General features: G+C 61.1%; 11 protein-coding genes. 5 read left to right on the top strand and 6 right to left on the bottom strand.

Annotation, left to right across the window (positions count from 1 at the left end; translation table 11 throughout):
- Positions 1-25: 25 nt before the first annotated feature.
- Positions 26-490, bottom strand: a complete 465-nt coding sequence (gene bcp / locus QQZ18_RS07205; RefSeq protein ID WP_284539531.1) for a thioredoxin-dependent thiol peroxidase — start codon at positions 488-490, stop codon at positions 26-28.
- A 438-nt stretch (positions 491-928) separates the two neighbouring features.
- Between bcp and QQZ18_RS07200 the strand changes: the two genes are divergently transcribed.
- Positions 929-1,102: a hypothetical protein gene (locus QQZ18_RS07200; RefSeq protein ID WP_284539528.1), complete on the top strand. Its 174-nt coding sequence runs from the start codon at positions 929-931 to the stop codon at positions 1,100-1,102.
- Positions 1,103-1,173: 71 nt separating this feature from the next.
- Here QQZ18_RS07200 and fba read toward each other — a convergent pair whose 3' ends face one another.
- The 3 genes from fba to QQZ18_RS07185 form a co-directional block, all read right to left on the bottom strand.
- Complete coding sequence (gene fba, locus QQZ18_RS07195) at positions 1,174-2,238, bottom strand: class II fructose-bisphosphate aldolase (RefSeq protein ID WP_284539526.1); 1,065 nt, start codon at positions 2,236-2,238, stop codon at positions 1,174-1,176.
- 214 nt (positions 2,239-2,452) lie between these two features.
- Positions 2,453-3,409, bottom strand: a complete 957-nt coding sequence (gene pfkB / locus QQZ18_RS07190) for a 1-phosphofructokinase (RefSeq protein WP_284539524.1) — start codon at positions 3,407-3,409, stop codon at positions 2,453-2,455.
- Between the two features lie 104 nt (positions 3,410-3,513).
- The gene (locus QQZ18_RS07185) at positions 3,514-3,936 is read right to left on the bottom strand and encodes a MerR family transcriptional regulator (protein ID WP_284539522.1); all 423 of its coding nucleotides are present in this window, start codon (positions 3,934-3,936) and stop codon (positions 3,514-3,516) included.
- A gap of 326 nt (positions 3,937-4,262) precedes the next feature.
- Between QQZ18_RS07185 and QQZ18_RS07180 the strand changes: the two genes are divergently transcribed.
- From QQZ18_RS07180 to QQZ18_RS07170, 3 genes are all read left to right on the top strand, one after another.
- Positions 4,263-5,528: a TIGR03808 family TAT-translocated repetitive protein gene (locus QQZ18_RS07180; protein ID WP_284539521.1), complete on the top strand. Its 1,266-nt coding sequence runs from the start codon at positions 4,263-4,265 to the stop codon at positions 5,526-5,528.
- Positions 5,529-5,833: 305 nt separating this feature from the next.
- Entirely contained in the window at positions 5,834-7,408 is a 1,575-nt protein-coding gene (gene guaA, locus QQZ18_RS07175) for a glutamine-hydrolyzing GMP synthase (protein ID WP_284539519.1), read from the top strand.
- A 315-nt stretch (positions 7,409-7,723) separates the two neighbouring features.
- Positions 7,724-8,980, top strand: coding sequence for a tyrosine-type recombinase/integrase (locus QQZ18_RS07170; protein WP_284539517.1), 1,257 nt, complete (start codon positions 7,724-7,726; stop codon positions 8,978-8,980).
- A gap of 110 nt (positions 8,981-9,090) precedes the next feature.
- Here the strand turns inward: QQZ18_RS07170 and QQZ18_RS07165 are convergent, their stop codons facing one another.
- Both QQZ18_RS07165 and QQZ18_RS23780 read right to left on the bottom strand, forming a co-directional pair.
- Positions 9,091-10,692 carry an SIR2 family protein gene (locus QQZ18_RS07165; RefSeq protein ID WP_284541002.1) on the bottom strand — a complete coding sequence of 534 codons (1,602 nt, stop codon included), beginning with the start codon at positions 10,690-10,692 and terminating at the stop codon, positions 9,091-9,093.
- Between the two features lie 156 nt (positions 10,693-10,848).
- Positions 10,849-11,334 carry a helix-turn-helix transcriptional regulator gene (locus QQZ18_RS23780; protein WP_446728618.1) on the bottom strand — a complete coding sequence of 162 codons (486 nt, stop codon included), beginning with the start codon at positions 11,332-11,334 and terminating at the stop codon, positions 10,849-10,851.
- A gap of 258 nt (positions 11,335-11,592) precedes the next feature.
- Between QQZ18_RS23780 and QQZ18_RS07155 the strand changes: the two genes are divergently transcribed.
- A complete protein-coding gene (locus tag QQZ18_RS07155) occupies positions 11,593-11,946 on the top strand; it encodes a DUF2958 domain-containing protein (protein WP_284539515.1) in 354 nt (117 codons plus the stop codon).
- The last annotated feature ends 241 nt before the right edge of the window (positions 11,947-12,187 follow it).

Raw genomic sequence — 12,187 nt, 5'->3', positions numbered from 1 at the left:
CGCCGCTGGTGGCAGTTGGGGCAGGCTACAGTGCCATGACCGCCGCCAGGACCTCTTCGGCGTGACCTTCGACCTTCACCTTGGGCCAGACTTTCGCCACGGTCCCATTGGCATCGACCAGGAAGGTCGAGCGGATGATTCCAAAATACTTCTTGCCGTAGAGCGACTTTTCGCCCCAAGCCCCATAAAGCTCGGCAACCTGGTGCTCGGGGTCCGAACCGAGCGCCACCGATAGCTTGTGCTTGGCGCGGAACTTGCCATGCTTTTCCACCGTGTCCGGCGAGATTCCAATCACCGTCGCGCCGGCTTTGGCGAACTCATCGGCGAGGCAGGAGAAGCCGATCGCCTCGCGCGTACAGCCCGACGTGTCGTCTTTGGGATAGAAATAGACGACTGCCGGGCGTCCCTTGAGCGCGGCAAGAGAAATCTCGCCCTGGTCGGTCGCCAGGGTGAATTCTGGAGCAGGGGATCCCACGGCAACGGTCATCATCGGCCTCCCAGTATGGAACGGCCCATTTATCTCCCGCCGAAGGCGCCGACGCAAGCGCCGCTCCCGAACCGCGACGCGACATTCGCCTTTAGCGGCAGTCTGCTTTCAAGGTCTTGGGACGGAGCATGAATCCGCCAAATGACCGCAAGCCTCTCACTGCATGGGTACAATCGTGGGCAGGTTATTCCCATCAAAAATTGTACTTTTCAAATGATGGGATATAAGCAAATATACCGGTGTTTCCATAATAAGTCTCAATTTTGAGCCATTTTTGCACGAGCGTTACGCCTCGTGCCCTCCATTCTCACGAGGGAGGAACGAGTTGTGGTTGTATCGTCGAATCAAGGGTTTACCACCCTTCTAGAATTTGAGGGCAGGCCGCCCATTCCAGTCGTCTGTCGCGTCAAGGCGGGTTTTCGGAGCGACGGAAGCCTGTCCGTGGAAGGCGAGGCTGACGTCGAGGAAGACTTCACCTGTCTGATCGGCGTCTGTGGGCGCATCAGCGTTGGCACGGGGCACCGCAAGGTCGGTGTGCGGATCGCGGCAGCCGATACCGAACACGGCATCGTTCGTTTCCTGATCCGTGACCCGGCACTCGATCCGGTGGCATAAGGCAGCAGCGGATCCTGTAATGCAAACGGGGCGCCGAAGCGCCCCGTTCCTCAATCTCGAATGTTGTCCGCTCAGGCGATCTTGGGATCCAGTTCGCCCGAGGCATAGCGCTTGGCCATGTCGGCGAGCGGGATCGCCTTGATCTTCGAACCGTGACCGGCGGCGCCGAATTCCTCGTAACGCTGCTTGCAGACCTTCTGCATGGCGGCCATGGCCGGCTTCATGAAGGAGCGCGGATCGAATTCGGCGGGCTTCTCCGCGAAGAACTTGCGGATGGCGCCGGTGATGGCCATGCGGCAGTCGGTGTCGATGTTCACCTTGCGCACGCCGTGCTTGATGCCGTTGACGATTTCCTCGACCGGAACGCCGAAGGTCTGGGGCATCTGGCCACCATAGGCGTTGATGATGTCGAGAAGGTCCTGCGGAACCGACGACGAGCCGTGCATGACAAGGTGCACGTTCGGCATGCGCTCGTGGATTTCCTTGATGCGGTAGATGGCAAGCACGTCGCCCGTCGGCTTGCGGGAGAACTTGTAGGCGCCGTGGCTGGTACCCATGGCGATGGCCAGGGCGTCGACCTTGGTGCGCTTGACGAACTTCACGGCTTCGTCGGGATCGGTCAGGAGCTGATCCTTGCTGAGCACGCCTTCGGCACCGTGGCCGTCTTCCTTGTCGCCCATGCCGGTCTCGAGCGAGCCGAGAACGCCCAGCTCACCTTCCGTCGAGGCGCCAACCATGTGGCTGAGCTCGGCGACGCGGCCGGTGACATTGGCGTTGTAGTCGAAGTCGGCGGGGGTCTTGCCGTCGGCCTTGAGCGAGCCGTCCATCATGACCGACGAGAAGCCGTTGGTGATGGCCGAAAGGCAGGTGGCTTCCGAGTTGCCGTGGTCCTGATGCATGCACACCGGCACATCGGGATAGAGCTCGATGGCAGCCTTGATCAGGTGGCTGAGAACGATGTCGTTGGCGAACGCGCGGGCGCCGCGGCTGGCCTGCATGATCACCGGACTGTCAGTCTCCTTGGCCGCAGCCATGACGGACAGCATCTGCTCCATGTTGTTGATGTTGAAGGCCGGCATGCCATAGCCATGTTCGGCGGCATGATCGAGCAACTGCCGCAGTGAAACCAGCGCCATAAGGGAACTCCTTCGCGAATTCTGTGGTCCCGAGCCCTTTCCGCCTATCGCGTGCGACTGGCGAAACAGACTGGCTCATATCTACGACTTTAGCACAATTTACCAGAGGCGAGTTCGGTCAAGGCCGCCGGTTGCGCCAAAAAATCGTGAACGCAATTGATAGTTCAGCTGAATATTCGTGCTTTCCTCCATGGGCAAAATACTGCCCCGGAGATCAGCTGGCAAGCACGGCCACGTCGACCCGGCGAGCCAACTGACGGACGTCATCCGGCGAGGGGAGATGTGGGCCGATTCGTCCGAGTTTGGCGGTGGCGAAGGCTACGGCGCGGCGGGCCAGCGCCTCGAGGCCAAGGTTGTCGGCAAGCGAGGATGCGATGCCTGCCACCATGGCGTCGCCGGCACCTACCGTCGACAGCGCGTTGACCACTGGCAAGCGGGCCGACAACGCCGTGTTTCCCCGCAAGAAGATGGCGCCCTGTTCACCGCGCGAGACGACCACGAGTTCGATGCCGAGGGCCTGGACGTCACGGGCGGCGGCAACAATATCGGCCACTTCCACGAGCGGCCGTCCGGCCCAGGATTCCAGTTCCACCCGGTTGGGCTTGACGGCAAACGGCAGGTTTTCGCGCGGCGCCGCGAGGGACGCGGCAAGCGACGCGCCGGAGGTATCGAGCATGACGCGGCAACGGAGAAGGCAGAGATCGGCAGTAAGTCTCGCCCAAACACTGGCCGGCTGGCCGAGCGGCAGCGAACCGGCGAGTACCACCAAGGCGCTTTCGACCACCTCGCGTCGCAGCACGTCGAGCACCATGTCGTAGGTCTCGTCGTCGAAGGTAAGGCCGGGAAGGTTGATGTCCGTCGTGGTTCCGGTCACGACGTCGGCGATCTTGATGTTGGTGCGGGTGTCTCCGGCCGTACGAACGAAGCGGTCCTGAATGCCCTTGTCCTTGAAGAAGTCCGTGAACGTGGCGTCGTTGCCGCGACCGAGCACACCGGTTGCCACGACGGGAATCCCCCAGTCGGCAATGCAGCCGGCGACGTTGATGCCCTTGCCGCCGACATTGGACTGCGCCGCGCGGGCGCGGTGAACCTTGCCGGGCGTCAGATCATCGAGCGTGACCGTGAGGTCGATCGCCGGATTGAGCGTAACGGTGATGATGGGCGAGGTCATTGTCTGCTCCCAGCGGAAACGTCTCTAGTGCTTATTATATAGCGGTTTCGCAGGATGGTGATGTTTCGGCAAGCCCTTCCGCCAGGAAATGGCCCGCGATGCGCTCAGTGCTCGGCGTGCAGGCAGTTGTCGTGATTGGCCAACACTTCGATCACTCGGCATTCGCCGACGCAGCGATGCCCACAACCGCCAACCATCGCTTCCAGTTCTTCCTTCAGAGCCATCAGGCTCTCTATGCGGGCATTGACCTCGGCGAGCTTCTGACGGGCAATGCCGTCGGCTTCCGCGCAAGGTTGGGTTGGGTTGTCCTGCAAGGTCAGCAGGGTCCTGATGGCGTCTATCTCGAAGCCGAGGTCGCGGGCATGGCGGATGAAGGAAAGGCGCCTCAGGTCGCGCGCACCGTATAGGCGGCGGTTTCCCTCACTGCGCGGCGGTGTCGGTAGCAGGCCGATCTGTTCGTAATAGCGAATGGTGGGCACCTTCACCTGGCTGCGCCGGGAGATTTCACCGATCGGCATATCCGTCATTTTGCGCCTGCTCCTATAGTGACTAGAGGATGGGGGCTTGGGACGTCAAAAGCAAGAAGGCCGGAAATCAAGGATTCGCGATGACCGGCACGGCCTTGTGTCCTGTAGGCCATCACCAGTGATCCGTCCCGAACGCGGTCCCGCTGGTGACGGCGGCGCTCGACTTGACGAGGCTTGGCGGTCCATTCATCACCGATACCAGCACCACGGTGCGGATCTCCGCCAACGTCTTGCGTCTCCTCGGCGCCGGACGGCCGCGGGCGTGTCGAGGCGACTTGGAACGGAGCTTGCTCGGCGGATGGCATGTTTGTCCGCCGGAGGCCCTCATGAACCGCCGCGCGTTCCTGTTCGGGACGATCACGAGCCTTGCCCTGCCGGCGGTGGCCCGTTCCGGCACGCTCGGCATCGATCTGCCGGAGCTACGCGGCAGCCTTGCCGTACCCGAAACGCGTCCGGTCACCCGGCGGACGGGGGACCGCAGCATTGAGCTGCAGGCTGCCATCAATCGCGCCGCCTCTGCCGGCCGCCCGCTCCGCATTCCTGCCGGTCGATACGAAGTCTCAAACATTCGCCTGCCGGACCGCGCCCGCCTCGTCGGCGTGCCCGGAGAAACGCGTCTCGTCTACTCGGGCGGAGGCCGATTCCTCTACTCGGAACAGGCGCGAACGCTCTCGCTCGAAGGGCTGGTCCTCGACGGGGCCAATCGCATGTTGTCCGATGAGGACGACGGCCTCCTGTCGCTGGCTTTCGTCGAGGATGCCGACCTTGCCCGCCTTGTCGTCCAGGGCAGCGTCGGGCATGGCGTATCGATGACGCGTACGGGCGGCAGCCTTCGAGATTGTCGCGTTTCCGGTTCTGCCGGAGTCGGCATCATGTCGACGGAAGGCAACGCCATGACGATCGCCGGCAACACGGTGAGCGACTGCGTTGGCGGCGGCATCCATCTGCGTCGGTGGATGGTTGGAGACGATGGCTCGGCGGTGCGAGACAATCATATCCAGGACGTTGGCCAAGCCGGTATCCGCCTGTCCTCGGCCGGCGCCGTTCGGATCTCCGGCAACGATCTCCACGCCATCGAGGGAGCGGCTATCGTGGCCGATGCCGCTTCGGCCGGGGCGTCCGTAAGCAACAACGCGATCGACGGCGCGGCGCTCGGCATCGCGCTGCTCGCCGGCGGCGACGACCGTCTGTCGCTTGTCGAGGGAAACGTCGTTCGCAACGTCGTCGAGGCGTCCGTTGTCGCGGCGGCCGGCAGGCGGGCGGGAGGCGTCGGAATCCATGTCGAGACGCACGGCTCGGTGACGGGCAACGTCGTCGAGGCCGCGCCGCATCTCGGCCTTTCGCTCGGCTGGGGGGCGATGCTCGGCAATGTCGTCGCCTCGGGCAATGTCATTCGGCGGGCCGGAACGGGTATCGGCGTATCGGTGCTGGCGTCCGAGCAGGCTACGATCGTTACCGGCAACCTCTTGGTCGACGTTCCCGGTGGCGCGATCCGCGGCATGCGCTTCGCCGCGTTCGCCACCGACGATCTGACACGAGTCGGAGCCGCCGCCTGGCCCGGCCTCACGGTTGGGGAAAACCGTGTCGCCTGATTGTGGATGGGCTGTGGGAAGGTTGGGCAGAATCTGTGGGTTCAGCCGCCGGAAAGCTGTGCGATCTCTCCTTTGAAACCTGTGTGCCCTTTGTCCACTTCCTGTGGGCAATCTGTGGAAAAGTCGTGTCCCTCGCTTTGAAACGACGGCCCGTGGCGGCGCCTGGACGCGCGGCCGACGGCCGAACGACCTTGGACATCGGGCGGAAGCCGCCGATATCCGCGACTTTCCGCTTGCCCGGCGAGCGGATTCGGCTTAGCGGAACCGCTTGATCCTTCTGGCCCCTTACCGGAAAGAGTTCCTCCATGGACAAGCCCGCCCACGAAAGCCTGCTGATCATCGATTTCGGCAGTCAGGTGACGCAGCTCATCGCCCGCCGGGTGCGAGAAGCCGGCGTTTACTGCGAAATCCATCCCTATCAGTCGGCAGCGGCGGCCTTCGAGAAGCTGCGGCCCAAGGGCGTGATCTTCTCCGGTGGCCCTGACTCGGTGACCCGCGAGGGCAGCCCGCGCGCGCCGCAGGCGGTCTTCGACAGCGGCGTCCCCATTCTTGCCATCTGCTACGGTCAGCAGACCATGGCTGTCCAGCTTGGCGGCAGCGTCGAGGGCGGACATGCTGCCGAATTCGGCCGCGCCGACGTGGAAATCCTCAAGTCGTCGCCGCTGTTCGAGGGGTTGTGGGAGGTTGGCAAGCGCTATCCGGTGTGGATGAGCCATGGCGACCGGGTGACGCAGGCGCCGGAAGGCTTCGAGGTGATCGGCATCTCGGAGAATGCGCCTTTTGCCATCGCCGTTGACGAGCGGCGGCATTACTACACCACCATGTTCCATCCCGAGGTGGTTCACACGCCCGATGGTGCCAAGCTCCTCGCCAACTTCGTCCATCGCATCGTCGGCCTCAAATCCGACTGGAGCATGTCGGCCTATCGCGCCGAGATGATCGCCAAGATCCGCGCGCAGGTCGGCAAGGGGCGTGTGCTGTGCGCTCTGTCCGGTGGCGTCGACAGCTCGGTGGCGGCCGTGCTGATCCATGAGGCGATCGGCGACCAGCTCACCTGTGTCTACGTCGATCATGGCCTGATGCGCCAGGGCGAGAGCGAGCAGGTGGTCGGTATGTTCAGGGATCACTACAACATCCCGCTCGTTCATGTTGATGCGTCGGACCTTTTCATCGGCCAGCTCGAAGGCGAGACCGATCCGGAGAAGAAGCGCAAGACCATCGGCCGCCTGTTCATCGAGGTGTTCGAGGCCGAAGCGAAGAAGATCGCCGCCGACGGTCGCGGCGCGCCGACCTTCCTGGCCCAGGGCACGCTGTATCCCGACGTGATCGAGAGCGTCAGCTTCTCCGGCGGCCCTTCCGTCACCATCAAGAGCCACCACAACGTCGGTGGTTTGCCGGCGCGCATGAACATGAAGCTGGTGGAGCCGCTGCGCGAACTGTTCAAGGACGAGGTACGTGCGCTCGGCCGCGAGCTCGGCCTGCCAGAGAGCTTCATCGGTCGTCATCCCTTCCCCGGTCCCGGCCTTGCCATCCGCCTGCCGAACGGCGTGACGCGTGAAAAGCTGGACATCCTCAGGAAAGCCGACGCCATCTATCTGGAGGAGATCCGCAAGGCCGGCCTCTACGACAAGATCTGGCAGGCCTTCTCGGTGCTGTTGCCGGTGCAGACCGTGGGCGTGATGGGCGACGGCCGCACCTATGACCGCGTGCTGGCGCTGCGCGCCGTCACATCGGTCGACGGCATGACCGCCGACTTCTTCCCTTTCGACATGGGCTTTCTCGGTCGCACGGCCACCCGCATCATCAACGAGGTGAAGGGCGTCAATCGCGTCGTCTACGACGTGACCAGCAAGCCGCCGGGAACCATCGAGTGGGAATGAAATGATGTGGTTCGCGGCGTTTCGCGAACTATCGCAACATCATCATAACTAACTGAAATCAAACAAAAAGTCAAGTGTCCACTATCGGGGCCTATCGCCTTGAAGCGATGGGCTCTGACGGTGTGCGCGACGGTATGCTTTTTTCGCCGTCAGCCGGATTTTTGCCCTACCGTCAGGCCGAAAACTGAAGCAGTTCACGGAAAACCGAGTTAGTACGCTGTTTTATAACGATTATTCTCGTCAATTGACGGTATCGGATTTGACGGTAAAATTGGGGCTCGAAAGGCACTTTGGATCGTCAACGAGGCCGTCCCCATGCTCACCGACATGGCCATCAAGAGGCTGAAACCAAAAGATAAATTATACAAGGTGGCCGACCGTGACGGTATGTACGTTTCCGTCGCCACGACAGGCCAAATCACCTTCCGGTACGACTACCGTTTGAACGGTCGCCGGGAGACGCTGACGATCGGTCGCTATGGCCCCGATGGCCTCACGCTCGCCGAAGCCCGCGAGCGCTGCATCGCGGCCCGCAAGCACGTGGCGGAGGGGCTTTCTCCCGCGCACGAGAAACAGCGCGACAAACGGCGCAAGGCCATGGAGCGCAGCTTCGGCGCGGTAAGCGCCTTATGGATCAAGGAAGCGCGCATGGCGGAAAGCACCCGCTCGATGCGCAAGGCGATCCTCGATCGCGACATTCTCCCCGCCTGGAAGAACCGCCTTCTGACCGAGGTGACGCCGGACGATCTGCGCCAGCTCTGCGCCAAGGTGAAAGAGCGCGGCGCCCCCGCGACCGCCATCCACGCCCGCGACATCGTCAAACAGATCTTCGCCTTCGCCATCCTGCATGGCGAGAAGGTGCCGAACCCGGCCGACGAGGTCGGGCCGGCCTCGATCGCGACTTTCCAGCCGAAGGACCGGGCGCTGTCGCCGGCCGAGATCAAGATCATGCTGCAGCAGATCGAACACGTGCCGACCCTGCCGACGATCCGTCTTGGCTTGCGTCTGATCCTGCTCACCATGGTGCGCAAGAGCGAGCTGCAGGACGCGGTCTGGGACGAGGTCGATTTCGAGAACGCCGTCTGGACCATTCCGAAGGAGCGCATGAAGCGGTCGAAGGCCCACAACGTCTACCTCTCGCAACAGTCGCTCGATATCCTCATCGCCCTGAAGACCTGCGCCGGCAATTCGCGCTTCCTGCTGCCGTCCCGCTATGACGCCGACGCTCCTATGTCGCGCGCGACCTTCAATCGCGTGACAACGGCCGTCGTGGCGCGGGCGAAGAAGGAGGGGCTGCCGCTGGAGCCGTTCACGGTTCATGACCTGCGTCGGACCGGCTCGACGCTGCTGAACGAGATGGGCTTCAACAGCGACTGGATCGAGAAATGCCTCGCCCACGAGGACGGGCGCTCGTCACGTGGCGTCTACAACAAGGCGGAATACGAACCGCAGCGCCGACACATGCTGCAGCAATGGGCCGACATGATCGATGCCTGGGTGAACGGCCAGAAGCGGGTGCCGACACTATTGCCACCGTTGGTGGTGTTTGTGGGCGGTCGAGAGGAAGGCTGACGAGGCGCGGACAGGCCCATCTGAGAACTGTCAAAGGGGTGAAGCTAAGCGGGATAAGCTGCCGGTAATTCCTCTTTGCAGTTGCTTTGTTGGTGATTCCGGATCGCCAACTAAGAGTGATAGCCGAATCGCCTTAGGTGTTCGTCACAATCTTTCACGCGCGCAGCGCTTAGTGGAGAAAACATGCTCCGCGCCTGTAACGTGAGTTCTATCGCGCGAGCGGCATTCGTTGGGAATGTATCGTGGGCTTCACCAACCAGCCAAATTGCTTCATGGTAGACGTCGCCGAGTTCTTTTGCGACGTCGCCCGCCAGTCTGAATTGGGAGATAGCTTGGTCGGGGTTGCCTAGAATTGAATATGCGATGCCGATATTTCCAAGTGTTCGGCCTTCGCTTCGCTTGTCACCAAGATCGCGCGCAATATCCAATGCGACAGCATAGTCACGTAGTGCGCGACGCAGGCGTCGGGTTCCGCCGATATTTTTTCGAACGATGGCGGCATTACCGAGGGCAATTCCTCTCTTTTCGGCCTCATGGTACTTCTTGGCCAATTTTTCAGCACGGAGATAGTACCTGAGTGCACTTACAAATTTCCGCTCATCGGCTGATATGACGCCTAGTTCTATTAATGAAGAAATTGTGCCTCGTATGTTTTTTGTGGTGTTGGACAGCCTAAGGGCGTTGGACGCGGCGCCACGGGCGGCATTCAAATCCTTGCCAATATCGCGAACGCACCGCGCCAAAGATAGTAGAATGTCAATTTTGAGCTGTTGGCCTGCTGGTAATTTCGTAGCTTTCCTGAACCAATATCTGGCATCATGAGGTCTTGCGGCTGCACGCAAGAGTGCCCCAATCATATATGCTCGAAAAGAAGCACCGTGCGTTTCAGTGCTCTCCCGAAACCATTCTATGACGTGCTCGCACCAGTTGCTGGTGTGCGGAGGCAATGGCAGTGACCTATATGGGGCTGCAATCTGCGCTACAAGAACACTCGTGTCGCATGTGATTCGGATACCGTCGAATAAGCTAAACGGTCCAGCAGAAGTGTTTCCAAGAAGTGTCTCAATAGTTGCGCTGCTACCGGCACCACTTTGATGTGCAACAAGAACTATTGGCGGTGCTGATGAAGCAATCCTAGACAGGATGGGGTTTATGTCAAAGCGGTCTGAGCCACTATAGCCAACAACCAAGATAACATCGGCACTCGTGAACATGAAGGCTTGCTGGAGTGCAGATTCGCGAGCCGCCACGCCGCGCTGACTCGCTACCCGGCGAATCGTGATGCCGAGGCTTGTTTCGTCGTGCGCACTTCCGTGAATCTTAAGCAGAGGTAAGGGGTGCGCCCTGGCTTTCCAAGACGAGAATTTATCTTCCTGCCAAATTCGTTCAAAGGGCACTGAGGCGGAAAGAAGCGCTTCTTCAAATAGACTATCGAAGTTCGTCGTAACGATACCCACCAGATCTCCAGACCGTGCCAACTGTGCGGTTAGGTTGTGAAATAGGCAGGGAAGGCCAGCTTGAAATATCTGGTAAAGCGGAACGGGGTTAGAGCACTGAGCTATTGTCTCGATAATTAACTCAAATGGCAAAGGGGTACTGACTAATAATTTCCTTGTTCCTGCTGGTATTTTAAGTGCTTCGAAGATTTTATCTCGAAGATCGTTTGCTATAGGAAGGCCTGAATTTCGTGAAATGCCCGCGCCTGCAAACACCAAGATACGTTTGCTTGTTACGTATCTGGCAACGGCACTAATATCAGTCGCTCCGCATGTGGGAGACACCGGAAATGAAACCATAGCGTGCTTCATCCATTTAGTGGCGAATATATATTACCGGACAAATAAAAGTTGAGTAAGCAGGGAAACCGCCTATTTCCGTTGTATCGACGTCTTGACCGGCCTCGTCCGCCGCTGACGAACGTCCGGCGCTGGTGCTCTACGCAAAGAGTCTGCTTCCGATGCACGGCGTCGTTCGTCGAGCCAGATCTCAACCTCGGATAGATCCCACACCACGCAACGCGGCGTCAGAAAGAAGCGCTTCGGGAACTCGCCGCGCTGTTCCATCTCGTAGATCGTCGTGTCGGCGAGTGGCACGATCCTGCGAAGCTCTGGACGACGGATCACGCGCTTGAACAATTCGGCGGATGGTTGAAACCGCTTGAGGGTACTCTCCGCTGGTCCATCAGTGGAGTGCCGCCTGGTCTCGACTTCCTGCTCCTGATCTTCGTGGGCAGTGGATTGTTTGCGTTGCATGTCGATCGCCTTCGATCGCTGTGGAATGACTGCGACCAAGGTGATGCATGTTGCTCGTGCGTTGAAGGCATCAGGCGTCGGCGTGCGGGAAACGGCGGCCATCGCGCGAGAATCGGAAGGTAATCGCGGGCGATGTTACGCCCCTTGCTCCCCAATGCCCGTTGCGTCCTTTCCTGAGTGCACTGTGCCTGTGGCCTTCGATATTTCCCTCTCGACGAGTTCCGGTAACGCTGGCCGCCGCCGCGGCGCGGTCAAGCCCGGCCCGCACCAGACCGAGTAGGGCCTGACCGCGCCGCTCAATTGCGCCGGCCGAACGCCTCCTCGCCCTCGATCGGAGGGTGACTTCGAATGGAGGCCGACATGGCCGCAGCGCTCATCACCGACGAACTCTATGCCCGGCTTCTCGCCAATGGCGCTCGCAGCGCCGCCGGCGAGGACATCGATCCGCGCCCCGTCGTCAAGCTCTTCACACCGGACGCCGGCGCCACCTGGCTTCTCACCGAAGCCGATCCCGAAGACCCCGATCGTCTGTTCGGCCTCTGCGATCTCGGACTTGGCGAACCCGAACTCGGCTATGTCAGCCTTGCCGAAATCCGCACGGTGCGCGGACGGCTCAGGCTTCCGGTCGAGCGTGACCTCCACTTCAGGGCCGAGCATCCCTTGAGCTGGTACACTCAGCACGCTCGCCAATCCGGCAGGATCGTCACCGACTGACGATCGCATCGGCGCCCCGCCTTCGGGCGGGGCGCTTCGTCGTGCTCATGAGGAAAGACAGCGATCAGTATGCTCGGCTTTCAGGTTATACGGCTTTGTACATCCTGATCCGGTCATTCTTCCCGGCGCTCGCTTTCGCTCGTGCCGGTCGGGTTGCTTGGGGGCGCTGCCCCCTGGCGCGGTGCAAGGGATCGCTGACGCTCGGCCGGGACGGTTTCCCCGGCCTTCCGCGCGGATGCCT

Source organism: Pleomorphomonas sp. T1.2MG-36, assembly GCF_950100655.1.
Lineage (GTDB): Bacteria > Pseudomonadota > Alphaproteobacteria > Rhizobiales > Pleomorphomonadaceae > Pleomorphomonas.
The sequence above is the reverse complement of the archived record's forward strand: the minus strand, read 5'-3'. Positions and strand labels throughout refer to the sequence as shown.

Bases quoted from the DNA above. Each gene is read 5' to 3' on its own strand.
- QQZ18_RS07185 (WP_284539522.1), bottom strand. From the start codon at position 3,936: ATGACGGATATGCCGATCGGTGAAATCTCCCGGCGCAGCCAGGTGAAG.
- fba (WP_284539526.1), bottom strand. From the start codon at position 2,238: ATGGCGCTGGTTTCACTGCGGCAGTTGCTCGATCATGCCGCCGAACAT.
- QQZ18_RS07180 (WP_284539521.1), top strand. From the start codon at position 4,263: ATGAACCGCCGCGCGTTCCTGTTCGGGACGATCACGAGCCTTGCCCTG.
- QQZ18_RS07155 (WP_284539515.1), top strand. From the start codon at position 11,593: ATGGCCGCAGCGCTCATCACCGACGAACTCTATGCCCGGCTTCTCGCC.
- bcp (WP_284539531.1), bottom strand. From the start codon at position 490: ATGATGACCGTTGCCGTGGGATCCCCTGCTCCAGAATTCACCCTGGCG.
- QQZ18_RS07170 (WP_284539517.1), top strand. From the start codon at position 7,724: ATGCTCACCGACATGGCCATCAAGAGGCTGAAACCAAAAGATAAATTA.
- pfkB (WP_284539524.1), bottom strand. From the start codon at position 3,409: ATGACCTCGCCCATCATCACCGTTACGCTCAATCCGGCGATCGACCTC.
- guaA (WP_284539519.1), top strand. From the start codon at position 5,834: ATGGACAAGCCCGCCCACGAAAGCCTGCTGATCATCGATTTCGGCAGT.
- QQZ18_RS23780 (WP_446728618.1), bottom strand. From the start codon at position 11,334: ATGGCCGCCGTTTCCCGCACGCCGACGCCTGATGCCTTCAACGCACGA.